At 61.0% G+C, this 24,860-nt stretch carries 20 protein-coding genes; 8 read left to right on the top strand and 12 right to left on the bottom strand.

Annotated elements, in window-relative coordinates; translation table 11 throughout:
- Positions 1–136: 136 nt before the first annotated feature.
- The gene (locus AAAX73_RS01845) at positions 137–1,840 is read left to right on the top strand and encodes an OPT/YSL family transporter (protein ID WP_349124877.1); all 1,704 of its coding nucleotides are present in this window, start codon (positions 137–139) and stop codon (positions 1,838–1,840) included.
- A gap of 215 nt (positions 1,841–2,055) precedes the next feature.
- Entirely contained in the window at positions 2,056–3,195 is a 1,140-nt protein-coding gene (locus AAAX73_RS01840; RefSeq protein ID WP_349124876.1) for a DUF389 domain-containing protein, read from the top strand.
- Between the two features lie 125 nt (positions 3,196–3,320).
- On the opposite strand, the gene AAAX73_RS01835 is transcribed toward AAAX73_RS01840, so the two are convergent.
- From AAAX73_RS01835 to AAAX73_RS01780, 12 genes are all read right to left on the bottom strand, one after another.
- Positions 3,321–3,671: a hypothetical protein gene (locus tag AAAX73_RS01835; RefSeq protein WP_147350663.1), complete on the bottom strand. Its 351-nt coding sequence runs from the start codon at positions 3,669–3,671 to the stop codon at positions 3,321–3,323.
- A 369-nt stretch (positions 3,672–4,040) separates the two neighbouring features.
- On the bottom strand, positions 4,041–5,000 hold the full coding sequence (locus AAAX73_RS01830; RefSeq protein ID WP_118081084.1) for a 3-hydroxyacyl-CoA dehydrogenase: 960 nt from the start codon (positions 4,998–5,000) through the stop codon (positions 4,041–4,043).
- 210 nt (positions 5,001–5,210) lie between these two features.
- Positions 5,211–9,992 (bottom strand): 2-hydroxyacyl-CoA dehydratase, encoded by a 4,782-nt coding sequence (locus AAAX73_RS01825; protein WP_118081086.1) that lies wholly within the window; start codon positions 9,990–9,992, stop codon positions 5,211–5,213.
- Positions 9,993–10,003: 11 nt separating this feature from the next.
- Positions 10,004–10,714 carry a TetR-like C-terminal domain-containing protein gene (locus tag AAAX73_RS01820; RefSeq protein ID WP_040358972.1) on the bottom strand — a complete coding sequence of 237 codons (711 nt, stop codon included), beginning with the start codon at positions 10,712–10,714 and terminating at the stop codon, positions 10,004–10,006.
- Positions 10,715–11,242: 528 nt separating this feature from the next.
- Positions 11,243–12,100 (bottom strand): HAD family hydrolase, encoded by an 858-nt coding sequence (locus tag AAAX73_RS01815; protein WP_349124875.1) that lies wholly within the window; start codon positions 12,098–12,100, stop codon positions 11,243–11,245.
- 102 nt (positions 12,101–12,202) lie between these two features.
- Positions 12,203–12,571 carry a hypothetical protein gene (locus AAAX73_RS01810; protein ID WP_349124874.1) on the bottom strand — a complete coding sequence of 123 codons (369 nt, stop codon included), beginning with the start codon at positions 12,569–12,571 and terminating at the stop codon, positions 12,203–12,205.
- A gap of 38 nt (positions 12,572–12,609) precedes the next feature.
- Positions 12,610–13,470 (bottom strand): MFS transporter, encoded by an 861-nt coding sequence (locus AAAX73_RS01805; RefSeq protein ID WP_349124873.1) that lies wholly within the window; start codon positions 13,468–13,470, stop codon positions 12,610–12,612.
- A gap of 107 nt (positions 13,471–13,577) precedes the next feature.
- Complete coding sequence (locus AAAX73_RS01800; protein ID WP_118081090.1) at positions 13,578–14,237, bottom strand: TetR/AcrR family transcriptional regulator; 660 nt, start codon at positions 14,235–14,237, stop codon at positions 13,578–13,580.
- 74 nt (positions 14,238–14,311) lie between these two features.
- Positions 14,312–14,650 carry a P-II family nitrogen regulator gene (locus AAAX73_RS01795; protein ID WP_118081092.1) on the bottom strand — a complete coding sequence of 113 codons (339 nt, stop codon included), beginning with the start codon at positions 14,648–14,650 and terminating at the stop codon, positions 14,312–14,314.
- 191 nt (positions 14,651–14,841) lie between these two features.
- Positions 14,842–16,119: an ammonium transporter gene (locus AAAX73_RS01790; RefSeq protein ID WP_118081094.1), complete on the bottom strand. Its 1,278-nt coding sequence runs from the start codon at positions 16,117–16,119 to the stop codon at positions 14,842–14,844.
- 198 nt (positions 16,120–16,317) lie between these two features.
- Entirely contained in the window at positions 16,318–17,337 is a 1,020-nt protein-coding gene (locus AAAX73_RS01785; protein WP_233543017.1) for a putative ABC transporter permease, read from the bottom strand.
- A gap of 3 nt (positions 17,338–17,340) precedes the next feature.
- Positions 17,341–17,898, bottom strand: a complete 558-nt coding sequence (locus AAAX73_RS01780; RefSeq protein WP_118081096.1) for an HD domain-containing protein — start codon at positions 17,896–17,898, stop codon at positions 17,341–17,343.
- A gap of 228 nt (positions 17,899–18,126) precedes the next feature.
- Between AAAX73_RS01780 and AAAX73_RS01775 the strand changes: the two genes are divergently transcribed.
- The 6 genes from AAAX73_RS01775 to AAAX73_RS01750 all read left to right on the top strand — a co-directional run bounded on the left by AAAX73_RS01775 (position 18,127) and on the right by AAAX73_RS01750 (position 24,698).
- Positions 18,127–19,908 (top strand): 1-deoxy-D-xylulose-5-phosphate synthase, encoded by a 1,782-nt coding sequence (locus AAAX73_RS01775; RefSeq protein ID WP_118081098.1) that lies wholly within the window; start codon positions 18,127–18,129, stop codon positions 19,906–19,908.
- 471 nt (positions 19,909–20,379) lie between these two features.
- Positions 20,380–21,372, top strand: a complete 993-nt coding sequence (locus AAAX73_RS01770) for a glutamate ABC transporter substrate-binding protein (protein ID WP_118081100.1) — start codon at positions 20,380–20,382, stop codon at positions 21,370–21,372.
- Between the two features lie 138 nt (positions 21,373–21,510).
- The gene (locus AAAX73_RS01765) at positions 21,511–22,170 is read left to right on the top strand and encodes an amino acid ABC transporter permease (protein ID WP_118081102.1); all 660 of its coding nucleotides are present in this window, start codon (positions 21,511–21,513) and stop codon (positions 22,168–22,170) included.
- Positions 22,167–23,000, top strand: coding sequence for an amino acid ABC transporter permease (locus tag AAAX73_RS01760; RefSeq protein ID WP_118081104.1), 834 nt, complete (start codon positions 22,167–22,169; stop codon positions 22,998–23,000). Before AAAX73_RS01765 ends, AAAX73_RS01760 begins: the two co-directional genes overlap by 4 nt.
- Positions 23,001–23,036: 36 nt before the next feature.
- Positions 23,037–23,801 (top strand): amino acid ABC transporter ATP-binding protein, encoded by a 765-nt coding sequence (locus tag AAAX73_RS01755; protein ID WP_035137613.1) that lies wholly within the window; start codon positions 23,037–23,039, stop codon positions 23,799–23,801.
- 87 nt (positions 23,802–23,888) lie between these two features.
- Positions 23,889–24,698, top strand: a complete 810-nt coding sequence (locus tag AAAX73_RS01750) for a gamma-glutamyl-gamma-aminobutyrate hydrolase family protein (protein WP_349124872.1) — start codon at positions 23,889–23,891, stop codon at positions 24,696–24,698.
- Positions 24,699–24,860 lie beyond the last annotated feature (162 nt).

Raw genomic sequence — 24,860 nt, 5'->3', positions numbered from 1 at the left:
CAAATTGACTACCTTGCGGCTATACTGATGCGCGGTCGCGCGCGAGCTCACGCGGCGGCCCTTGGTAACCCGACTTCCCGCGCCGCATCCGTAGCGGCGCTCCCGGGGGAAGCGGATATACGCAAAGGAGTTTTATATGAGCAATCCCTCGAACCGCACTTCGATGCGCGGGCAACTCACGCTGCGCGGCGTCGTCATCGGCGTCCTTGGCTGCGTGATCATCACGGCAAGCTCGGCCTACACGGCCCTCAAGATGGGTGCGCTCCCCTGGCCGATTATTTTCGCTGCCGTCATCTCGCTGTTCTTCCTGAAGCTCATGGGCAACGCCAGCCTCAACGAGGCCAACGTCACCCACACCATCATGTCCGCGGGCGCCATGGTCGCCGGCGGCCTGGCGTTTACCATCCCGGGCGCCTGGATGCTGGGCTATGCCGACCAGATCAGCTGGCTCGACATGTTTATCGTGGCACTCGTCGGCACCATCTTGGGCCTGCTGGCAACGGCGCTCATCCACCGCCACTTTATCGTGGACGCCGCGCTGGAGTTTCCCACCGGCAATGCCGCAGCTCAGACACTGCGCGCCACCGAGGCCGGCGGCAAGACCGGCAAGCAGCTCTTTGGCTCCATGGCCATCGCAGGCATCTACAGCGTGCTTCGCGACGCTCTGGGCGTGGTGCCCAGCATGCTGTGCACGCTCAATATTCCCGGCGTGACCTTTGCCATCTATAACTCGCCCATGCTGCTCTCCATCGGCTTTTTGGTTGGCTTCGCCCCGGTTGCCTTCTGGTTTGCCGGCGCGCTGCTAGGTAACTTTGGCATCATCGTGGGCGGCACCGCTGCCGGTCTATTCGACATTGTGACTGCGCAGGGCATCGTCAAATCGCTCGGCATGGGCCTCATGATGGGCTTTGGCGTCGCTGTCGTCCTCAAGGACATCCTGCCGCAGGTCACCGGCATCGCCCGCGGCCTCGCCGCCGACAGCTCCAGCGACACCGACGAGCAGTCGCTCATCTCGGGCTCGCTTAAGCTCGACGCCGGCATCATCGGCCTGGGTACTGCCGCCATCGCCGTGATCGTCGCCATCGCGCTCGACCTTGGCCCCGTCCCGGCCGTCATCGTCACGCTGTTCACCTTTGTCACCACCATCATGAGCGCGCAGAGCTGCGGCCAGACGGGCATCGACCCCATGGAGATCTTCGGCCTCATCGTCATGCTCATCGTGGCTGCCTTCGCACAGATCGCCCAGGTCAAGCTGTTCTTTATCGCCGGCATCGTGGCCGTGGCATGCGGCCTTGCGGGCGACGTCATGAACGACTTTAAGGCCGGCGCCGTGCTGGGCACCAACCCGCGTGCGCAGTGGATCGGCCAGGCCATCGGCGGCATCGTGGGCGCCCTGGTCGCCGCAGCCGTCATGGTCGCGCTCGTCACCGCCTATGGTCCGGACGCCTTTGGCCCCGACAAAAGCTTTGTTGCCGCGCAGGCAAGCGTCGTCGCCACCATGGTCTCGGGCATCCCGAGCGTGCCGTGGTTCGCAGGTGGCTTTATCGCCGGCATCGTCATGTACTGGCTCGGCATTCCGGCCATGATGATCGGCCTGGGCGTGTACCTGCCGTTCTACATGTCGCTCACGGCCTTCTTGGGCTCCTGCGCCAAGCTCGCCTACGACAAGTGGGCCGCACGCCGCGACGCCGCTGCCGGTCTTTCGGACGAGGAGAAGGCCTCCAAGGATGCCGCCTTCCAGGAGCAGGGCCTGGTCGTCGCCAGCGGCCTGCTCGGCGGCGAGTCCATCGTCGGCGTTATCCTGGCGTTTGTCTCTGTTGGTCTGAGCCTGCTGGGGTAGGCCGAACAACAACGCACCAGCGCAGAGCGCGGGGTCGGAATCAAACCGGCCCCGCGCTTTTTTGTCTATTTGACTCTTATGATCCTCACGGCGTTTTAGCCATGTCGATTGTCCTGACTTCCAGGTCAACAAACCTTGTCTGACACCTCGCCTAACGCGGTGTAGAGTAAAGACGACAGACGCAAGAAGCGGCTCAGAAGCTAAACGAGGTAAGCATGGAACTCGACAAACAACAGATCAAGCGGCTGCGCGAGCGTCATCATCGTCGTCACGGTATACGCCCTGCACACAGCGAGGCCATGGAGAATGCCACCCGTTTCCTTAAGCAGGCGTTCAACATACGCGAGGGACGCGCGCCCTATCACGTGATTCGCAAGCGCTTTGTAAACGGGGCGCGCCTGACTGGCTCGCACTTATGCATCCTGATCATTGCCATGTTGATCGCGAGCATCGGCCTCGATATCAACTCGGATATCGCCATTGTAGGTGCCATGCTCATCTGCCCGCTCATGGGCTCGGTCCTTGCCATGGCATATGGCATCGCCACGCTCGACCGCGAGATTACCGTCGAGGCCATTGCCGGTCTCGCGTTGCAGATGGCCTTCTGCCTGATCACGTCCACGCTGTACTTTAAGCTCTCGCCCCTTGGCACCACCACGGCCGCCATCATCGACAACTCGACACCGACTGTGTGGGACCTTGCCGTCGCGCTCGCGGGCGGCTTTGCGGGCGGACTGGGCAACTCGCGCGACCAGGAACCCGCCACGCTCATCGCCGGCGTGGCCGTGGCGACCGCGCTCATGCCGCCCCTGTGCGCGGCGGGCTATGGCATCGCCATCGCAAGCGGGGCGCTGTTTCTTTCAGCCCTCTACGAGTTTGGTATCAACGTGGTCTTTATCGCACTGGCGGCCGAATCCGTGCTGCTTCTTTTGCGCGTGCCGCTCAAGCGCGACCTCAACGGCGACGGCATTGTGACCGCCGAGGAAAACGCCGAGGTCAACGAGCTATCGCGCAAGGTGCGCCGCCACATCATCGTGGGCACGGTGATCTTTGCCATCCCCTGCATCGTTATGACCGCGGGGTCCATTGGCTCGGCGCAGGCCGGCGTGCAGGACGGCTACGGCGTCACCGAAACCACGCGCGAACTTGCCGCGGTGCTGCCGGGCTTTAAGGATTACACCGTCGCCGTCGAGACCTCGGCTACCGAAGGCGAGGAAGAGGGCATGGTCGAGCGCGAGGTTGTCGCTCACGTGACAACAAGTGAGGCGCTCGGGGCACACGACCGCCGCGTTGCCCGCAAGCTCATCGATCTCAACGTGCCAGAGCTCGATCGCGTGGAGTTTGACGTGAAGTGATGCCGGCGCGGGATGAGCGCTCGCACGGACGCAAGTTATGACGAGGCGCAGACGCGATACGGACGCGAGCAAATAGCGTGGTGCAGTTCACACCCGCGCCCCGCTCGCCGTTTTATTGCCGTGAATCAACTGTCCACATCGACATCGCCAGACTCCACCATAAACGCCGGATCGGTGCTCACCAGATAAAAACGGGTCACCTTGGTATCTCTAAATAGGTAGAGCAAGCCCTGATCGCGTCGGCGCGAAATATGCGCCACGTGGACCGTACCGAATATTTCGCCGTTTTCATTCTTTAATATCAGAATGTTGGGGTCATCCGTACGCTTAAACTGCCCGTCTGTGCAGATTCCGTCTTGGTCAACCAGCTGCCATCGACAGTTGTCCTCCTCAAGAAAAGCCAGGGTTTCCCGACTCGTTTTGTCATCCCGATAGTAACCATCAATGGCGAAGCCTTCGGAAGCACATTCCTGCATATAGGATGTTTCTCGACTTATAGCGAACTGCCCCATAGCGCCCAGGAGCACAGCTAGGCAAACCACTGCAAGGGTTATCGAGATAGTACGGCGGCCCATATTAACCAGCCCGATACTTGTTTAACGGAGCGTGAAACATACTTGGCACCTCCGATATCAGAGCAAACGTCACCCGCAGCCCGGCGGCAGTCATATGTTTCCAACATCAAACCATATGGCAACCACTCGCGAGAGGAGTATCGGCGAACGGTGCATTTTTGCGCTCCATTGGTCAAACGTCAACGCGCGCTACAGCTCTTGCCCGATCAATTCAGATTTTGTCGCATACTACCGTAGATCCCCAACGCTTCCACCCCCAAGAGATCATTTTTAGTACGTAAAGAAGCCCTCGCCCGAGCTTTCGCCCAGCTTGCCTTCGTCGAGCATTTTCTTGAGGACGGACGCCATAGCCTTAAAGTTGTAGGGCATCATCATTTTTTTGAGCAGCGGGCTCACCAAGCCCGGCACCTTCTGATACTGCATGACGATGTTGTAGGCCGTCTGGATACCCACCGTGTCGAATACGCGAAACGGACCCTTGGGGGCACCGGTGCCACGCGTCCACGCGAGGTCGATGCTCTTGGGATCGCTCACGCCCGAGACATACAGGTCAAGGCCCGAAAGCAGCCACGGCACCAGCATGGAATTGAGCAGGTAGCCGTTCTTTTCCTTGTTGACGGGCAGCGCCAGCATGCGGATGTCGTTGGCAAAGTCGACGAGCTCGTCGAAGTAGCGTTTGTCGGCCTGGTCCTGCGCCATGACCTCGGTCATGTTGTTCTTCCAGATGGAGTTGGCAAAGTGCAGCGACAAGTACTTCTCGGGGCGGCCGGTGTACTTGGCAAAGGTGCTCGGCAGCAGCGTGGAAGAGTTGGTAACGATGACGGTCTTTTGCGGTAGTACCGGGGCGAGCTTCTTGTAGAAGTCGATCTTTGCCTGGGTGTCCTCGGCCATAGACTCGATGACCAGGTCGGCGTCGGCCACGGCCTTGGCAAGATCGAGCTCCAGCTTGAGCGTGGAGTAGGCGCGCTCAACGGCAGCGAGCGCCGCCTCCTTGTCGAAGGGCTTGCCGCTATCGGCGATACCGGCACACCACTCGCCCGTGCCGTCCGCCATGCCCTCGATAGCAGCGATGTACTCCTTGCGCACGTGATCGATCTTGGGCTGGGTGCGGCCGATGCTGCCCTCGCTGCGCAGCCAAATCGTTACATCAAAGCCGCAGTAGGCAGCCTGAAAGGCAATCTGGCTTCCCAACACGCCGCCACCGGCAACACAAACGGTCTTGTAGCTCATGGAACGGTCCTCTCTTGCGTAATTCCATAGATGTGTATTTATTCAACCGTAAGAGGACTGCACGCCGGGCATATGTTCTATAAACGGACAGTAATTTGCGGCGAGCGGCAACACCTGTTCATTATCTCAGGGTTCCATGTCCAGCAAAAACGGGTGGTAGCCGGTACGGCTACCACCCGTTTGTCTCATATCTAGCCCAAAGCAGGCCAGTTACTTCTTAATGCCACGTCCCAAACGCTTGGCGACCGATGCAACGGCCTCCTCGCTGGCCGGCCCGCAGCTCACGCAGCCATCGTGGGCACGCATCTGGCCGGTGACCTCGTCCATCGCGAGCGGCGCCACCTTCTCGAGCTTAAAGCCCTTGCCGGCGCGCATGTTTTCCTTGGCCACGCTGATCATGAGCTTAATGCGGTTGAGCTGGTTGACCTCGGACGCGCCGGGGTCGTAGTCCACCGCGACGATGTTGCTCTCGGGGTGCTGGCGGCGCAGCTCCTTGATCACGGCCTTGCCCACCACGTGGTTGGGCAGGCACGCGAAGGGCTGCGTGCAGATGATGTTGGGCGCGCCGTGATCAATCAGGTCGAGCATCTCGGCCGTGAGCAACCAGCCCTCGCCCATGTTGTTGCACACCGAAAGCACCGTGCGGGCCTTGTCGGCCATGGTGCCGATGCGCTCGGGCGCCTCAAAGCGGCGGGACTTCTCGAGCATCTCCTCCACCGGCGTACGCATCCAGTCCACGAGCTTAATAAGCGCTTGCATGCCCGCGCGCGTAGTGGCAGAGCTTCCCAGCTCGTCCTTCTGCAGCTCGGCATTGCTCATGGAGTACAGGAAGAAGTCGAGCAGGCCCGGCACCACGGCCTCGCAGCCCTCGCGCTCGATCACGTCGACCACATGGTTGTTAGCCGTGGGGTGGAACTTGACCAAGATCTCGCCGACCACGCCCACGCGCGGCTTGGTGCCCTCGCCCACAAGCGGCATGGTGTCGAACGCGTGGATGGCCTCGCGGCACAGCTTGGTGTAGTTGTGGCGGTTGAACTTGGGCGCCAGCTTGCGGGCTCGTGCCATGTACTCCTCGTAGAGCGCGTTGGCGGCACCGGACGTGGCCTCGTACGGGCGGCAGCGATAGAGCATCTGCATCATCACGTCGCCAAAGAGCACTGCGTACACGGCCTGCTTAAGCAGCGCCGGCGTAATCTTAAAGCCGGGGTTGTCCTCGCCGAGCGCCACGGCCGAAAGCGAGATCACCGGGATCTCGGGGTGACCGCTCTCGCGCAGGGCCTTGCGGATGAGCGCGATGTAGTTGGTGGCACGGCAGCCGCCGCCGGTTTGGCTGATAACCACGGCCGTCTTGGACAGATCGTACCGACCGCTCTCGATGGCCTCCATAATCTGACCCGTTACCAGGATCGACGGATAGCAAATGTCATTGTTCACATAGCGCAGGCCAGCCTCGACGGCGTCGTGATCGGTTGAGGGCAGCAGCTCCAAGTTGTAGCCGGCACCGCGGAACACCTCTTTGACCAGGTCAAAGTGAATCGGCGCCATCTGCGGGCACAGGATGGTATAGCCCTCGTCACGCATCTGCTCGGTAAAGGGCACCTTGGGCCATGCGGTCGAGGCGCTCTCACGCTGCGCCTCGAACGTGTACTTGCGGCTCGCGAACGCGGGGGCATCCGTGGAAGGCGCCACCGGCGCGGCATCGCCCTGCTCGTAGGCCTCGCCCGCGGCCGTGGCCTCTGCCAAGCGCTCGGCCTCCTGGTCCTTGAGCGCCGCCATGAGCGAGCGGATGCGGATGCGCGCGGCGCCCAGATTGGACACCTCATCGATCTTGAGCACGGTGTAGATCTTGCCGCTGGCCTCAAGGATTTCCTGCACCTGGTCGGTGGTCAGGGCGTCCAAGCCGCAGCCGAAGGAGTTGAGCTGAATCAGGTCCAGGTCGTTGCGCATCGTCACAAAACGGGCGACGGCGTACAGGCGGCTGTGGTACATCCACTGGTCGACGACGCGAATCGGACGCTCGGGCTTCACCAGGTGCGCAAGCGAATCCTCGGTAAAGACCGCAAAGCCAAAGCTCGAGATAAGCTCGGGAAGGGCGTGGTTGATCTCGGGGTCGTTGTGGTAAGGACGGCCGGCGAGTACGATGCCGTGGCCGCCGTGGTCCTCGACCCACTTAAGGGCCTCCTCGCCCATGGTCTGGATATCCTCGTGGAAGCGCGCATCGGCCTCAAAAGCAGCGTTGACGGCGGCATCGACCTCGGAGCGCGTGATCTTGGGACCGCGCACACGACCGCGACCGGCTTGCGCATCGGCCACACGGTCGACGGCGAGCACCTGGTATAGACGGCGCTTGAGCTCGGTCTTGTCGTGATAGGGCACAAACGGGTACAGGAACTCGATGTTCTGCTCGCGGATCTCGTCGATGTTGAGCGCCAGCGCCGTGGGGTAGCTCATGACGATGGGGCAGTTATAGCAGTTGCCGGCGGTCGGATCCTCCTTGCGCTCCCAGCGCACGCACGGCATCCAGATGAAGTCGACGTCACGGTCGATGAGGTTCATCACGTGGCCGTGGCTCATCTTGGCCGGGTAGCACACACTCTCGGACGGCATGGACTCGATGCCCGCCTGGTAGGTCTTTTTGCTCGACTGATCGGACAGCTGCACACTAAAGCCCAGGCGCGTAAAGAACGCATGCCAGAAGGGGTAGTTCTCGTACATGTTGAGTGCGCGCGGGATACCCACGGTGCCGCGCGGGGCCTCGTCGGGGCTCAGCACCTCGCGGTCAAAGAGCAGCTCGTTTTTCTTTTTGAAGAGGTTGGGGGCCTCGGTCTTCTGCTTTTTGTGACCGGCGCCCTTCTCGCAGCGGTTGCCGGTAATGAAGCGCCTGCCGCCGCCAAAGTCGTTGACGGTAAGCTGGCAGTTGTTAGAGCAACGGCCGCAGCGGACATGCTTTTGCGTCACGGTGAGGTGCGCGATGTCTTCGGCAGAAAGAATGGTCGAGGTGCCGTTCGCGCCGGCGCGATCGCGGGCGAGCAGGGCCGCACCGTAGGCGCCCATGCAGCCGGCGATGTCGGGGCGCACGGCGTGAACGCCGGTGAGCTGCTCAAACGCGCGCAGCGTGGCATCGGACATAAAGGTGCCGCCCTGGACGATCACCTGGCTGCCGATCTCCTTGGGATCGCGCAGCTTAATGACCTTGAACAGAGCATTCTTGATGACGGAATAGGACAGGCCGGCCGCGATGTCGCCCACCGTGGCGCCTTCCTTTTGCGCCTGCTTGACGCGCGAGTTCATAAAGACCGTGCAGCGACTGCCCAGGTCGACCGGGGCCTTGGCATGGATGGCGGCGTTGGCGAACGCGTGCACGTCCATGTTCATAGAGACGGCGAAGCTCTCGATAAAGCTACCGCAACCCGACGAGCAGGCCTCGTTGAGCATGATGTGCTCGATTACACCGTCCTTGACGCGCAGGCACTTCATGTCCTGGCCGCCAATGTCCAGAATAAACTCGACGCCGGGCAGGAACGCCTTGGCGCCGCGCAGGTGCGCAACGGTCTCGATCTCGCCGGAGTCGGCCTTGAGGGCTTCGATGAGCAGTGCCTCGCCATAGCCGGTAGTGGTCACGTGGCCGATGGTGCAGCCGGCGGGAATGTGGTTGTAGAAATCGGCCATGATGACCTTGGCCGTGCCCAGGATGTCGCCGTTGTTGTTGCCGTACCAGGTGTGCAGCAGCTGACCGTCCTCGCCCACGAGCGCGGCCTTCATGGTGGTGGAGCCGGCGTCGATGCCGATGAACACGCGTCCGGTGTAGCCTTCGAGCTTGCCCTTGGGGACGACCTCTGTGTCGTGGCGGGTCTTGAACTCGGCAAAGTCCTCGTCGGTGGCAAAGAGCGGATCCAGACGCTCGACCTCGGCACCCTGCGTGTCACCCAGGGCATCGATGGCCTCGATGAGCTGCGGGAACGTGCTGAGCTTATTGGACTCGTGCGCCATGGCGGCGCCGCTCGCCACAAACAGGTGAGCGTTTTGGGGCACGATACGGTGCTCCTCGTCCAGGTTGAGCGTGAGGTAGAAGCGGTGGCGCAGCTCGGAGAGGTACTGCAGCGGGCCGCCCAGGAAGGCGACGTTGCCGCGGATGGGACGGCCGCACGCCAGACCCGAGATGGTCTGGGTCACGACAGCCTGGAAGATGGAGGCGGCCACGTCCTCGGGGCGGGCGCCCTCGTTGAGCAGCGGCTGGACGTCGGTCTTGGCAAAAACGCCGCAGCGGCTGGCAATGGGATAGATGGTGGTGGCGTTGGCCGCGAGTTCGTTAAGGCCGCTGGCGTCAGTGTGCAGCAGGGTTGCCATCTGATCGATGAACGCGCCCGTGCCGCCGGCGCAGGTGCCGTTCATGCGCTGCTCAATGCCATTATCGAAGTAGATGATCTTGGCGTCCTCGCCGCCCAGCTCGATGGCGACATCGGTGGCCGGGATGAGGGTCTCGACGGCACGCTTGCTGGCGATGACCTCCTGGACAAACTCCAGGTCGAGCCACTGGGACAGCAGCAGGCCACCCGAGCCGGTAATGGCGCAGGTCATCTGGGCCGTCGGCAGCACGGTCACAGCGCCCTCGAACAGGTCGCGGGCGCAGGCACGGACGTCGGTGTGGTGGCGCTGGTACTTGGCGTAGACAATCTGGTTGTCGTCGTTGAGCACGGCGAGCTTAACGGTGGTGGAGCCCACGTCGATGCCCAGGTGCAGGTTGCCGTGGGCGTTGCCGGGGTTGAAGATCGCGCCTTCGGGGGCGTGGGCGGCGGCTACGGGCTCAGCGGCGGTGGCGGGCTCGCTGGCAACGGACGTCTCCCCTGCCGCGTTCTTGGCATCGGCAACTGCCTCGGCGACCTTCTCGGCAGCGGCAGTCGCGGCCTTCTGCGCGGCGTCCACCACGGCGGGCGCGGCCTCGCGTGCGGCAGCGACCATGCGGTCCTTGATGCCCTCGACGAGTTTGCTCATTGTCTCTCCTCTTAGTTGTTGGACTCGACGGTTGCGGCGGTGTCGGCCGCGTCCTCGAGCTGCAAGTTCAATAGCTTCATGCCGTATTCCGGCACGTTGATATCGATGGGTTGGCCATACAGGTCACCGGGGCGCACAAAAGCGAGCACCGTCATAATGCGCGCCATGGCCTCAGGCGATTCGGTGAGTCCACGCTCAAACCAGCGCTGAATCATGCCGACCTCGGCACTTACGACGTAGGTAACGTAGTAGTCAAAGAACGTGCCCAGCGCCAGGCCCAAAATGCCCGTCTGCGCACGCGGCACCACAGCCTCACGAGCGGTGTCGATGATCCTTTTAATGAAGGCCTGGTCGCCGCCCGGACCCAACAGCGCACCGATTAAGTCGCGGTTGGCCGCAAGATAACGCAGCAGCTCAACCGAACCGGGCGCCGGCTCGAGCTCATCTATGTTGTGATAGAGATCGGGCAGCTGAGCTGCGGTGATGAGCTCAATGCGCTCACGGATCTCGGCCAGCAAGCCGTCCTCGATTTGATTGATAAAGTCAGGGATATCGCGGTAGTGCGAATAGAACGTGCGGCGCGTAAGACCGGCGCGCTCGGTGAGCGACGCGACATTAATGCGCGAAAGGTCGCCGCTTTCGGCAAGCTCGCTGGCAAGTGCCTGGCGAAGGGCACGCTGCGAGCGAAGGGACCGGCGATCGCATTTCTCGAGCTGGGACAAGCGTCCTCCTTGTTACTCAGCCTGTGCGCTATTGCACAGTGCGAGTATTATTGCACACCGTGTGCATCAACACGTAAAGGCAATATTTTGGATGTGATAAAGGGACAGCCCCTTTGTCCCTTTGTCCCAGCCTGAAGCGACATTGCCGATTGTCCAAAATGTCATTCGTGGGTAGAATAGTGTCGACGGCAGCCCAAGTTCTGGAAAGCTGGGCAGCGCCGTTGCTTGTTTTAGGGGGTCAACGCCTTAGCGGCGGCGACCCCTTCTGTTACGCTTCGAGCGTTGCTTGAGTGCCTCGGAAAGTCCGATAAGCGTCGTAAGAAGCGAGACCAATGCGGTCAGGAGCCTCACGAAATCAATCAAATCGGTCATGGGCATCACCTCCCATCAGATGGAGGGCGCTGCCCGGCACATGGAACTGCCGCCAACGATACCGATTCTATCAAAGCGCAGTTAAATATGCGAATATATGTTCGTGTTTAAAGAAGCTCGTCCCCACTGTGACAAAGGGACAGTCCCTTTGTCACATTATTCGATGACGGTGCAGGAGTTCTGCTTGCGCATGGTGGCGAGCATGTGTTTGGGGACGGCGTGGACCATGCAGTTGCCGATAGTTGCGCTCGCGGCGGCCTTAGCTGCATCGCTTGCGTTTTTGGTCGCGTAGCTGTGGCGGAAACGCTTGAGCATGGCGATATCGTTGCCGCCGTCGCCGTAGACCGCGACCTCGTCCTCGGCAATACCGTAGTAGCCCGCCAGCCAGGCAATACTCTCGCCCTTGTTGCACGTCACGTCCGTGATTTCGAACATCACGGGGTCAAACGGCGCGTTGACCACACGGTCCGAACGCTCGGCAAGATACGCCTTAAGGTCGCGCTCCAGCTCGCGCGAGGTCACGCGACAGTTGATCTTGCACACATCGTGGCGCAAGATGTCGCCGATCGACTGGTCGAAATACTGCTCCTCGTGATAGCCGCCACGTGCACGCATGCCACGCATCACGATACGCTTGATGGGGCTGTCCTTTTTAAAGCCCGCCTGGTGCATCTCGAACGAACCACTCGAGAACATGCCGTCGGGCGTGGAGCAGTCAAAGCAGATATCCGGAAACTCCTTGAGTAGCTCCTCGGTGATCTGCGGGTCGACGGTCCAGGTTTTGAGCACCTCGCCATGACTGTCGCGCACGATGGATCCGTTGGAGCAGCAGGCGTCAAGCGCCAGGCCTGTAAAGCCATGCTCGCCGATCGGCAGCGTCGAGCGTCCGGTCGCGGGAACCACATGCAAGCCAGCCTCGGTCAGCTCGCGAATGGCGCGGCGGATAGTCCCATCTGCCTCGTGCAGGGCGTTAAGCAGCGTTCCGTCTAAATCACTCGCGAACATCTTGATCATGGACATACCTCTCTTTCGTCTGCACGATATTGTAGACGAGCAGGAGAACTGGAAACGGCGGGGTAAGCAAACCTTACGCGAGGGCTTACACCGCCCAAGGCCTTACTCGCCCGCCCCTTTGCGTTCAAACATGCCGAGCAAAAGAGCGACGAGCACGCCGGCAGCGACCATCGCCGCCATAACGACCGCAGGCGTTGCCATGTCGTAAGCGTAGCCATAAACCATCTGCCCTATCGGAGTGGTGCACGAAAGCAGCAGGTGAACAATCGAGAGAGCCTTTCCTCTCACCCCTCTTGCAGCCTCGCGCTGCACGCGCCCAATAAGCTCGATCGAAGCGATATTGGCCCACAGCATCACCCAGAACATGCCGAGCGAATAGGCGATGCATGCGGCCCATGCGGGCGCGCCGATCGCCAACGATATCCAAACCGGAACGACCCCAAGAGTCGACAACAGGATGTATCGCCCCATGTGCCCCGCGTTGAACCTATACGGTGACATACCGACCATTAGTCCGCCAACGAGTCCGCCGGCCCCGGCCGTCCCCTCAATGAGGCCAACCCATTGAGCGGACGCCCCGAGATGCACTGAAACGACAACGGGGTACCCAACGAGGCGCCCGCGAGCGCCAGGTTGAACAACGCTACCAGCAAAACTGTGAGCAACAGCGTTTGTTTAGCCCCAAAGAAAGCAATCGCATTACGTAGGCCAAGATCGGGGCCCTGGCCCTTTTTCGCATCTCTTTCTTTGTTGCATGAAGGCGCCCGAGAAAACAGCGTGCCAACAATTGCGGAGAAGGCAAAGCCCAAAGATGCCACGGCTCCTGCGCCATCGATTCCAGCCCAGCCGTAAAGGGCCGCCCCGGCAAAGGGGCCCAGGATGTTTGCCCCCATCGTGACTTGAGAAGCCCAGGCGCACCCTCGCTCAACCTGATCTTCACCCAACAGCTCGGGAATAGCGGCCTGAACCGCAGGTTTGCAGATTGCCTGAGCGGCATAGTCGGTACACAGCAACACTATTGTCGACGAGACGCAGCCAAACGCGTTCCGGCACAGGGGCATGCAAGCAGTCACCGCCGCGAGCGCCATCCCAAGAACGCTGAAGATGCGACCGCAATCCGCGCGGTCCGCAAGCACACCGCCCAAAGGTGTTGCCGCAAGATAAGGAAGAAAAGACACCGCCCCCACAAGGCCATATGCGGTGGCAGAGCCCGTCTCGTCCAGCACATAAAGTGGATAAGCAAAGCAGAGAACGACACTTCCCAGAAGCAAGCATGCCTGGGCCAGCAGCAAGGCGGCAAACCGCCGTGTGCTCGCGCGACGGACTGTATCGGCACCCGCCGCGTCAAGTCTTTTCCGCTCGATGGACATGCAAAACTCTCCCCAGATACATACTATTGGTATGTATTATGTACAGCCAACTTTCTCCGGGTAGCGCCGGCGCGTTCCTCCACACAATACATACCGTTGGTATCTATCTAGATGTCTGCCGTCCAGGCATTCCAGACCTTCTTGGTAGTCTCGCAAACGTCCTGCCCCAGGTCGATTCCAAGCGCACGGGACATCCTAGAGAGGCACTCTGCCCTCGCGAGCATCGCCTCAAGCGAATCGTTTGGTCTGAATAGCGGAATCAGCCAAAGATTCGCAAGGAGCGCTATGGCCTCTGCCGCCTGCTCCGGGTACTCGCATGTGAGAGAGCCATCCGCCGCGCCTTCCCGGATGATGGGCAATAGGCAGCGATTGGCTGACTCATCAAATGTGCCCTGAAACTGAATCGCCAATAAGCGCGAGCTCTTGATGGGGTCGGCAGCGGGGCTCATACGTCGCCACAGCTCTACCTGGGGAACGATCGAATCCGCAGAGTACAGGCGCTGGAGCTTCTGCGCCCCGTCAAGGCGCCGGTCCTCGAAAAGCTTTTGACGAGCCTCGACGACGGGAGCCATCGCCCGATCAAACGCGGCGTTGAAAATCTCTTCTTTGCTCTTGAAGTGATGATAGACAGCGCCCTTGGTCATGCCATCGAGACGGTCAACGATATCTTGAATGCTCGTCCCCTCATAACCCTGTGCACAGAATAGCTCCAGTGCCGCGTCGAGAATCTTCGCGACCGTCTCCTCGGGATATTTATTGCGACCCATAATCCGTCCATCCGCAACACAAGCCTTATGCCTCACTGCAGTATTTTAACGTTGCAGATGACAGACGGTCGGCCCTACACCGCGGCGGGGCCGTGTTCGCCGGTACGGATGCGGATAACATCCTCGACCGGCTCGACCCAAATCTTGCCGTCGCCGACGGCACCGGTGCGAGCGGCGCTGCAGATAATGTCAACGATACCGTCGACATGCTCGTCGGCGCAGATGAGGGTGAACTGCACCTTGGGGATCGTGTTGACGAGCAACTCGTTGCCGCGCACGTATTCCTTCCAGCCATGCTGCGCGCCGCATCCCTGCACCTGGTTGATAGTCATACCGCGAACATCAGCAGCAAACAGCGCATCTTTAAGAACCTCAAGCTTCTCAGCACGAACGATCGCCGTAATTTTCTTCATAGTGAATTCCTCTCTTCAATAAAAGAAATGAGTTGCCATTCAATGAGGCGGGTTTCCCAGGTGCCGCAGATTGGGTTGAAAGAGGAGCGCCGCGTACTTTTGTACGCAAGCGACGGTTTGAAACCCAAGGTGCGGTGCCTGGGGAAGCCGCGCGACGATTGAACGGCAAGGTGCGGAGCCTGGGGAAGCTGCTAATCGAGTCCCGAGAAGGAGGGGTACGCGCTCTCGCCGTGCTGACTGGCATCCAGGCCCAGCGCCTCGTCGGCCTCGCCCACACGCAGGCTACCGTGGAACAGCGCTTTGACCACCGCGGCGATTGCCAAGTCGAGCACCAGCACAATAGCGACCGTCACCACAATGCCCAGGACCTGCGAGATGAGCAGCGACACGTCGCCCGTGTAGAATAGGCCGCCCTTACCGGTCCACGAAAGCCCCGGCACGCAGAACAGACCCGTGAGCACGCCACCCAAGATGCCGCCAATGCCGTGGCAGCCAAACGCGTCGAGCGCGTCGTCGTAGCCGAACTTGGTCTTAAGATGGCTGATGGCCAGGTAGCAGACGGGCGATACGATCAGGCCCATGACCAACGCTGCCCACGGCTCGACAAAGCCCGCGCCCGGCGTGACCACCACAAGGCCCGCAACCAGACCGGTGCTGGCACCCACCAGCGTGGGGCGACCGGTGTGCACGCGCTCGACGGCAAGCCACGAGACCATGCCTGCCGCGCTGGCCGTCACGGTGTTGAGGATGGCGAGTGCCGCCACGGCGTCGGCCTTAAACTCGCTGCCGCCGTTAAAGCCAAACCAGCCAAACCAAAGCAGGCCGGCGCCCAGCGCCACAAACGGTACGTTATGCGGACGATAGCTCACCATGCCAAAACCGCGACGACGGCCGAGCATTAAGCAGAGGACCAGGCCGGTAAGACCAGACGAAATGTGCACCACGTCGCCGCCGGCAAAGTCGAGTGCGCCGATGATGTCGCCGATAAAGGAGCCATCGCCGCCCCAAACCATGTGGGCGAGCGGCGCATAGACCACAAGCAGCCAAATGCCCAGGAAGGCCGTCATGGCACCAAACTTAACGCGACCGGCCAGGCTGCCCGTGACGATAGCTGCCGTGATCATGGCAAACGCCATCTGAAAGGCGATGTTGATGATCTGAGGGTAGACGGCACCGTCCGCGGCATTGCCCTCGGCCGCCTGCAGCACCTGGTTGAGCACCGGCAGGCACAGCAGCTGGTCAAGGCCTCCAATAAACGGGCTGGAACCGTCGCCGCCGTAGGCCAGCGACCAGCCGGCAACAATCCACAGCACACCAACCAGGCCAATGGCGCCAAAGCACATAAGCATGGTGTTGATGACATTTTTGCGCCTGGACAGGCCGCCATAGAAAAACGCCAGACCCGGTGTCATTAAAAACACGAGCATGGTGCAGATGAGCATAAACGTTGTCGATCCCGTATCGTACATTCGCTCCCCCTTGGTCGCATGGACGTTGTCGGCGCCCATAATGCGGCCGAGGGGCAACTGGTGTAGACCAGATACGGCGTTGTTAAACGCCGCGTTGTCGAATGGAAACGGTGCCGCAATCTTGGAAACGGCGCGGCAACGGGCGCGAAACGAACGGGAAACGTGCGAACGAGAAGGGCGCGCTTGGCCCCGCTCTGGCTAGCGCCGGAACAGCTCGCGGGCTCGATCGCGGAGGTCGGTAGCTCGGATGACGCCCTCGTAGCGATTGATGCGCAGACGCGGGAAGGCGTTAAAGAAGCGCAGGTCGCGACGGCTGAGTGACACGCTCGGCACCGGACGGCTCATGCGCTTGCCGGCAAGGCGACGACTGAGCGACGGACGCGACATGCTCGGCGCGGCATCGGCAACGCGGCGGGCAGCAAGCGCCAGGCCGCGAGCACCATCCGAGATAAACGTCGGCATCGAAGCCTTCTCGCGCAGGGCATCGAGCGCGGCGTCACCCAGCTCGGCCAGCCACGCGTTAACGGCGCGACCGCGGATATGCGTCTGCGCCACCGAGTCGATCGCCGAATCGGGAATACGTTCGAGCATTGAGTCCGAGGCATCGGCAAGCGACTCGTTGATGCGGTCGGCAAGGTCGGCACGCACACGCTCAAGCTGATCGGACAGGCGGCGCCAGCTGGCCAACGAGCACACCGCGTCGACCATCATCGCGACCGCGACGATAAAGGCGGACAGCCGCACAATCGGCACCGGCAGATGGCCAAGCAGCCCCAGCAATGCCGGCTCCACTAAACGGCAAATGCACAACGCACCCAAGCCAAACGCGAAGGCCCAGTACAGGCAGATGCGTCCGTGCAGGTTAAACGGCAGGTGCGAGTAATCCCAAAAGCGCGCACCTGTTGTTTTTTCCAACAAAACGCCTACGCCGTACTCAATCACGCTGCATACGAGCGCCGCGGCAACAAACTGGCTCGAGGCATCCGGAATCCCGCGCAGCAAAAGCCAGCAGGCTATGCCGCCCACACCATAGATAGGACAACACGGCCCCAGCAAAAAACCGCTGTTGGCAAAGCGTCCGTGGTTGAGCATGGCGCAGACTGTCGACTCCCACGCCCAGCCGCAAAACCCGTAAAAGGCAAACGAGAGTACCAGCGCTGAGAGTGGGCAGGCGGCAAGTGTCGCGCCGTCAAATGCCATATCAATCGCGGTTCCCACCGTCTACCCTCTCCTCTTTTCGCTCGATTCTTTACTCGAGCCGTCACTCGAGCCCTCGTTCAAATCGTTCGCGCCGCCTTTGCGCGGCAGACGGCCGGCGACCGTCTCACGCAGCGCGCACCACTTATCAGCCAGGCACACAATCCATGCCTCGCGACACGTCGGCGGCACTGGCACCAGCGGAAACATATGTCGCGCGATAATATTCCGTTCGCGCGGCGTCAGCTCAAAATCCTCTTCGGCACGTGCCAAGGCAAAAAATGGATGCCGAAATCCGTGCAGCCGATGGCTCGGATCAGAGTCATGCCAATCGTAGAGAAAGTAATCGTGTAACAAGGCTCCGCGCAGCAGCGAGGCGCGGTCGACCGAAATGCCAGCACGGCCCAGGCGCTCGGCAAAGGACAGACTTGCCCGCGCCACCGAGGTCACATGCGCATAGACCGTCACATCGCCATGCTGGATAAACTCGCGCGTCAGGTCCAGACGGCCCGCCTGCGCCAGTTGACGGGCAGCATGGTCTACTTCGCGCGCGATGCTCTCGGCACGAACGGTTTCGGACATGCGGCCTCCTTCCAGCGGCTCTCGACGGCAAGCCACAGCCTGCACGCAATGAATAAAATCACCATGGAACTTATCAGTATGGCATCGGGCAAAACGTTTTGCCCCGCCAGTTGGCGAATTACCGCGCCGCCGTCACATATCAAACGCCAAAATGTGCGAGACTGTCTTGTGCAATTGTGCCGGCCGAGGGAGCGCCGGTGCTCGATTCGCATGGAGTAACCCACAACGATGCTGCTTACGCAAACGACAACGCCCGAGGACGTCAAGGCTCTCGACCGCGCCGAGCTTCCGCTGCTCTGCGGCGAGATCCGTCAGGCAATCCTCGAAAGCTCCGCCGCCGTCGGCGGGCACGTTGCCCCCAACCTGGGCGTCGTTGAGCTTACGGTTGCGCTTCATCGCGTGTTTAGCTCCCCCATCGACAAAATTGTCTTTGACGTTTCGCACCAGACCTACGCCCACAAGGCGCTGACTGGGCGCGCGTATACCTATATCGACCCGGCACGCTACGGCGAGGCCTCTGGCTTTGCCAATCCCGACGAGTCCGAGCACGACCTGTTCGCCATGGGCCATACCTCCACGTCGGTGAGCCTGGGCTGCGGCCTGGCGCACGCGCGCGACCTGGCAGGCGACATCTACAACGTCATTACCGTCATTGGCGACGGCTCGCTTTCGGGCGGTCTAGCGTTTGAGGGCTTCAACAATGCCGCCGAACTCGACAGCAACTTGATCATCGTCGTCAATGACAACGACCAGTCCATCGCCGAAAACCACGGTGGCCTGTATCGCAATCTGGCCGAGCTGCGCGCCAGCAACGGCACCTGCGAGCGCAACGTTTTCCGCGCGATGGGGCTCGACTACCGCTATCTGGACGCCGGCAACGATGTGTTGACCCTCGTCGACGCGCTGCAGGAGCTGCGCGATATCGATCATCCCATCGTGCTGCACGTCTCCACCGCCAAGGGCAAGGGCTTTGAGCCGGCCCAGAGCGACCCCGAGCGCTGGCACCACGTGGGTCCGTTTGACATGGCAACCGGGCGCAAGCTCTGCCCGGGCCATCCGAGCGAGCCTGCGCCGCGCACCTATGCCGACATTACGGGCGAGGCGCTCAGCGCCGCCATCGAGCGCGATCCGCAGGTCGTTGGCATCACGGCCGCCACGCCCTACATCATGGGCTTTACACCCGAGCTTCGCGCCGCGGCAGGCAAGCAGTTTGTCGATGTGGGCATTGCCGAGGAGCATGCCGTGACCTTTGCCACCGCGCTTGCGCGCTCGGGCGCCAAGCCGGTCTTTGGTGTGTACGGCACTTTTTTGCAGCGCGCCTACGACGAACTGTGGCACGACCTGTGCCTCAACGACGCCCCGGCGACCATCCTGGTATTTGGCGCGTCGATCTTTGGCACCACATCCGAGACGCACCTCTCGTTCTTTGATATTTCCATGCTGGGCGGTCTTCCCAACATGCACTACTTGGCGCCGACCTGCATGGAGGAATATCTGTCCATGCTGAGCTGGTCGCTCGATCACCGCGAGCATCCCGTGGCGATTCGCGTGCCGGGCATTGGCTTGGTAAGCCGCCCCGACTTGGCGCCTGCCGAGGACGCCGATTACGGCGCCGTTCGTTACAACGTGGTGCGCCAGGGTCGCGACGTAGCAGTGCTCGCGCTCGGCGATTTCTTTGAGCTGGGCGAGCGCGTAGCAAACCGTTTGGCAGCCGAGTACGGTATCGAGGCCACGCTCGTCAACCCGCGCCATGCAACTGAGCTCGACCGTGAGTTCCTCGACAGCCTTGCCGCCGAGCATCGCGTTGTCGTCACCCTCGAGGACGGCATCTTGGACGGCGGCTGGGGCGAGCGCGTGGCGTGCTACCTGGCCTGCACACCGCTGCGCACGCGCACCTTCGGCATCGCCAAGGGCTTCCCCGACCGCTACGACCCCAACGAGCTGCTCGCTCAGAACGGCATGACGGTCGAGAACATGGCCGCCGAAGCCGTAAGGCTACTCAACGAGTAAGAAAACCTCCGCAAGGAAAGCACCCCTGCGGAGGTTTTTATTTTCGCGGCGCGATTATCTCAATCTGTAACATCTATGGCCCGAATTCCCGTCTAACTGTTACAGATCGAGACAAACCGTCTTTGCCCCTGACCTTTGTCTCAATCTGTAACAGATAGAGACCTTTTGCCCGTCTAACTGTTACAGATCGAGACATTCGAATTCCGCTGAAGAGAAAATCTCAATCTGTAAATCTCAATCTGTAACAGTTACTCGGCAAAAATGGCTGCAGATGTTACAGATTGAGACAAAACAGTAAGGCATGCCGCCGCACCCGCCCAAACCACCGCAAAGGTGCCTGTCCCCTTTTGGTGGGTACAATAACCCATAAGGTAAGTATGTTTCTGAGTTATTTCGTGTTGACCCGTCTGAGCGCGATAGGGTATAACTCTACTCAACCGCTAGGGATTTTATTGAGAAAGGTGTTCTACCATGAGCAAGAACCTCTCCCAGCAGGTCGTTCTCGACCGCCGCGGCTTCGTTGCCGCCACCTTCGCAACCGTCGCCGGCCTTGGTCTTGCCGGCTGCTCCGACACCAGCGCCGAGGCCGACAAGGGCTCCGCCGCCTCCTCCAAGAACTCCGAGGATACCGAGGTTTCCGCCACGCTCGACGCCAAGGCATTCGACAATCTCGTCAACGATGGCCCCAAGGCCGATGACGACGCCATCGCCGCCAGCAACTGGGCCACGGCCGTCAAGGACGCCGGCGTCTTTAAGATCGGTGGCGTTCAGACCTCCACACTCTTCTCCCTCCTCAACGAGAAAGACGGTCAGACCCGCGGCTTCGACGCCGGCATCGCACAGCTCCTGTCCAACTACATCCTGGGCGAGAACAAGGTCGAAATCACCCAGGTGACCTCGGACACGCGTGAGTCCGTCCTGCAGAACGGCCAGGTTGATGCCGTCTTTGCCACCTACACCATCACTGACGAGCGTAAAAAGCTCGTCTCCTTCGCCGGCCCCTACTACTACACCCAGCAGGCCATCCTGGTGCTCGCCGACAACGACGACATCAAGAGCGTCGACGATCTGGCCGATAAGAACGTCGCCGTCCAGTCCGGCTCCAACGGCCCCGCCATCCTGGAGGAGTTCGCCCCCAAGGCCAGCCAGCAGGAGTTCAAGACCGACGAGGAAGCCCGCCAGGCACTTCAGCAGGGCCGCGTTGACGCCTACGTCATCGACAACAACATGCAGCAGAGCGCCCTAGTCCGCGAGCCCGGTAAGTATAAGATCGCCGGCAAGCCCTTCGGCAGCAAGGAGCCCTATGGCATCGGCCTGCCGCTCGATTCCGACGGCGTCGCCTTTGTCAACGACTTCCTTAAGAAGATTGAGGACGACGGCACCTGGACCGAGCTGTGGCAGATCTGCATCGGTGACCGCACGGGTGACACCAATGTTCCCGAGCTGCCCGAGATCGGCGCCTAGGCAACGCGCCTAGTAACGGCCGCAACGAAACCATACGGAAACGCACGGTGCGCTTTATTGCGCTAAACTGTTTCCTTACTGAGTTGTCGGGGCTTCCGTACACACGGGAGCCCCTTTCCTTATCGGCGGGAGGTCCGCATGAGTCTCTCCGAGCTCTGGTCGCTCTATGGCCAGAACTATATCGACGCGCTGCTAGCAACCTGGGGCATGACGCTTGAGTCGTTTGCCATCGCCATGGTGCTGGCCGTCGCCGTCACCGTGATGCGCGTGTCGCCGCTCAAGCCGCTGCGCGTCTTTGGCGACCTGTATGTCCAGGTCTTCCGTAACATCCCCGGCATCGCGCTGCTCATTATCGTCGTCTATGCGCTGCCCCCGCTCAAGGTCGTCCTGCCCTACCGCACCTGCGTCATCGTCGCCACAGTGCTCTTGGGTTCTGCCTTTGGTTCCGAGAACTTTATGAGCGGCATCAACACCGTCGGTGTCGGCCAGGTAGAAGCTGCCCGCTCGCTCGGCATGAGCTTCAACCGCATCCTCGCCAAGATCGTGATTCCGCAGGCACTGCGTTCGAGCGTACTGCCCATGACCAACCTCTTTATCGCCGTCATGCTCACCACCGCGCTCGGCAGCCAGGTACCCCTTAAACCGCAAGAGCTCACCGGCGTGGTGAGCTACATCAACACGCGCTCGCTCGGCGGCGTCGCCGCGTTCTTTGTCTCGGCGCTCGGCTACCTGGGCACGGCCTTTGTGGTGAGTCACATTGGCAACTATATCGATAAGAAGGTGAGGATCCTCCGATGAGCAAGCACTCCTCCCCCGCACTCACCATGCGCGACGCGCTCTACGAGGCTCCCGGCCCCAAGATGCGCGCCAAGATTCGCGTCGGCACCGCCATCTCGCTTGTCGCTGTGGCCGCACTTGTCGCCCTCGTGCTGCAGCGCTTTTATGTGACCGGTCAGCTTTCGGTCCACTATTGGTATTTCTTTACACACCTCACCACCTGGAAGTTCCTGCTTGCCGGCTTTGAGGGCACCGTTAAAGTCGCACTCACCGCTGGCGCCATCGCGCTGGTGCTGGGTCTGACCCTCATGCTCGGCCGCACGAGCGACATTAAGCCGCTGCAGCTGGTCTGCCGCGTGCTCACCGATTTCTTCCGCGGTGTGCCGAGCCTGCTGTTCATCTACTTCTTCTTTTTGGTGCTGCCCCAGTACAAGATCGCGCTGCCGTCGTTTTGGATGCTCACGCTTCCCGTCGCGCTCGCTGCAGCCGGCGTACTTGCCGAGATCTTCCGTGCCGGCGTCAACGCCGTGCCGCGCGGCCAGGTCGAGGCCGCCCAGGCGCTCGGTCTCTCCAAGGCTAAAATCACCTTTAAAATCGTGCTGCCGCAGGCTATTCGATTTATTATTCCGTCGTTGATTTCGCAGCTTGTGGTCGTCGTCAAAGACACCACCGTCGCCTACGTGGTGAGCTACCCCGACCTTATGCAAAACGCCCGCGTGCTCATTACCAACTACGACGCCCTCGTGTCGGTCTACCTGGTCATCGCGGTCATCTACATCCTCATCAACGTCGCAATCAACAAGGCCGCTGTCTACGTTTCGCACAAGACCGGCGCGACCATCATTCGCTAACGATTTACCATTTCGAGTCATAAGGAGCCGAGCACCATGGCACAGAGCACTTCTTCTACCGGCAATCAGCCGCTGATTGAGCTCAAGCACGTCGATAAGCACTATGGCGATCTGCACGTCCTCAACGACATCAATCTCTCGGTCGACCGCGGCGAGGTCGTCGTTGTGATCGGCCCCTCGGGCTCGGGCAAGTCGACCATGTGCCGAACCATCAACCGTCTGGAAACCATCGACTCGGGCGAGATCCTCATCGAGGGCGAGCCTCTGCCGCAGGAAGGCAAGGATCTTGCCCGCATGCGCGCCGAGCTAGGCATGGTGTTTCAGCAGTTCAACCTGTTCGCACATATGACCGTGCTGCAGAACGTCATGCTGGGACCGGTCGACGTGCTGGGCGTGTCCAAGGACGAGGCCCGCGAGCGCGCCATGGACCTGCTGAGCCGCGTGGGCGTTGCCGAGCAGGCCGATAAGGTGCCCGCACAGCTCTCGGGCGGCCAGCAGCAGCGCGTAGCCATCGCCCGCTCGCTTGCCATGCAACCCAAGGCCATGCTTTTTGACGAGCCCACGAGTGCCCTTGACCCCGAGATGATCAACGAGGTGCTCGAGGTCATGGTCCGTCTGGCCCAGCAGGGCATGACGATGATCGTCATCACACACGAGATGAACTTCGCCCGCCGCGTGGCCGACCGCGTCGTGTTTATGGCCGACGGCCAGATCGTAGAAACTGGCACGCCCGACGAGTTCTTCGACCACCCCCAGACCAAGCGCGCCCAGGACTTCCTCAACTCCATCAAGGGCCACTAGCCCAATTGCCACGCGGGCAAATTCATCACCAGCGTTTGTCCCACGTCACCCCTGTGCCATGTCCACCCGGATTCGAAAGCCACACCCATGATCGGAACCCGCACCTCATCGTCCTACACTCCGCACGTCGACGTCAATCCCGCCGACCGCCCGCTCATCCTGGTAGCACCACGCTGGGAAGAAGCGAAACCCTATTTGAGCGAGACGCTCTCCCCCAACGAGGAGATTGCGAGCGTCTTTGTCGATGCCATCCTTGCCGCCGGCGGCCTGCCGCTGCAGATGTCCATTACCGAAGACGTCGATGTCATCCGTCATTACGTGGAAATCGCTGACGGTATCGCCATTCCCGGCGGCCCGGACGTCAACCCCAAACGCTGGGGCGACGAGCGTCCGTACGACCCCACGCTGTGCTGCGAAATTCGCGACCGCTTTGAGTTTAAGCTGGTTAACGAGGTGCTTCGCGCCAAGAAGCCGCTCTTTACCACCTGCCGCGGCACGCAGTTGCTCAATGTCGCCACTGGCGGCACCCTGTGCATGGACGTGCCGAGCCTGGGTGCGCGCGAGGGCCGAACGCAGTGGCGCCACACCCACGTGCTCAACGACCCTGTGCACCCTGTCGAGGTCGTGCCGGGCTCGCTGCTGGAGCGCGCGGTTGGCGGGCACGGGCTGATCCAGACCAACTCGGCACATCACTGCTGCGTCGATCGTCTGGGCAAAAGCACGCGCTTGGTCGCCAAGGCAACTGACGGCGTTCCCGAGTGCATCGAAGTCGAAGGCCAGCCTTTCTGCCTGGGCGTGCAATGGCACCCTGAGTACACGTGGAAGACGCTCGAGACCGACTTTAACCTGTGGAAGTCGTTTGTCGAGGCAGCGACCAAGGTTAAGCAGGCCCGCTAGCTTACGAACCACACCGGCTAAAACCATCCATGCCAGGGGGGTGTTCCTATAGTTTTGTCAACTGGGCAATGCTGTTTTCGAGATTGAATCGCGACATGCTAACGCCAGGCCTTTCGGCCGATGGGCTCCAATCTGTTCGGAGCGCTTCGACTAGGCGGCGTA

This window comes from Collinsella sp. CLA-ER-H9 (genome assembly GCF_040092295.1).
Classification (GTDB): Bacteria; Actinomycetota; Coriobacteriia; order Coriobacteriales; family Coriobacteriaceae; genus Collinsella.
The sequence above is the reverse complement of the archived record's forward strand: the minus strand, read 5'-3'. Positions and strand labels throughout refer to the sequence as shown.

Bases quoted from the DNA above. Each gene is read 5' to 3' on its own strand.
- AAAX73_RS01770 (WP_118081100.1), top strand. From the start codon at position 20,380: ATGAGCAAGAACCTCTCCCAGCAGGTCGTTCTCGACCGCCGCGGCTTC.
- AAAX73_RS01825 (WP_118081086.1), bottom strand. From the start codon at position 9,992: ATGAGCAAACTCGTCGAGGGCATCAAGGACCGCATGGTCGCTGCCGCA.
- AAAX73_RS01800 (WP_118081090.1), bottom strand. From the start codon at position 14,237: ATGGGTCGCAATAAATATCCCGAGGAGACGGTCGCGAAGATTCTCGAC.
- AAAX73_RS01815 (WP_349124875.1), bottom strand. From the start codon at position 12,100: ATGATCAAGATGTTCGCGAGTGATTTAGACGGAACGCTGCTTAACGCC.
- AAAX73_RS01845 (WP_349124877.1), top strand. From the start codon at position 137: ATGAGCAATCCCTCGAACCGCACTTCGATGCGCGGGCAACTCACGCTG.
- AAAX73_RS01790 (WP_118081094.1), bottom strand. From the start codon at position 16,119: ATGTACGATACGGGATCGACAACGTTTATGCTCATCTGCACCATGCTC.
- AAAX73_RS01765 (WP_118081102.1), top strand. From the start codon at position 21,511: ATGAGTCTCTCCGAGCTCTGGTCGCTCTATGGCCAGAACTATATCGAC.
- AAAX73_RS01805 (WP_349124873.1), bottom strand. From the start codon at position 13,470: ATGTCCATCGAGCGGAAAAGACTTGACGCGGCGGGTGCCGATACAGTC.
- AAAX73_RS01830 (WP_118081084.1), bottom strand. From the start codon at position 5,000: ATGAGCTACAAGACCGTTTGTGTTGCCGGTGGCGGCGTGTTGGGAAGC.
- AAAX73_RS01780 (WP_118081096.1), bottom strand. From the start codon at position 17,898: ATGTCCGAAACCGTTCGTGCCGAGAGCATCGCGCGCGAAGTAGACCAT.
- AAAX73_RS01795 (WP_118081092.1), bottom strand. From the start codon at position 14,650: ATGAAGAAAATTACGGCGATCGTTCGTGCTGAGAAGCTTGAGGTTCTT.
- AAAX73_RS01810 (WP_349124874.1), bottom strand. From the start codon at position 12,571: ATGGGGCGATACATCCTGTTGTCGACTCTTGGGGTCGTTCCGGTTTGG.
- AAAX73_RS01840 (WP_349124876.1), top strand. From the start codon at position 2,056: ATGGAACTCGACAAACAACAGATCAAGCGGCTGCGCGAGCGTCATCAT.
- AAAX73_RS01760 (WP_118081104.1), top strand. From the start codon at position 22,167: ATGAGCAAGCACTCCTCCCCCGCACTCACCATGCGCGACGCGCTCTAC.
- AAAX73_RS01835 (WP_147350663.1), bottom strand. From the start codon at position 3,671: ATGCAGGAATGTGCTTCCGAAGGCTTCGCCATTGATGGTTACTATCGG.
- AAAX73_RS01750 (WP_349124872.1), top strand. From the start codon at position 23,889: ATGATCGGAACCCGCACCTCATCGTCCTACACTCCGCACGTCGACGTC.
- AAAX73_RS01775 (WP_118081098.1), top strand. From the start codon at position 18,127: ATGCTGCTTACGCAAACGACAACGCCCGAGGACGTCAAGGCTCTCGAC.
- AAAX73_RS01755 (WP_035137613.1), top strand. From the start codon at position 23,037: ATGGCACAGAGCACTTCTTCTACCGGCAATCAGCCGCTGATTGAGCTC.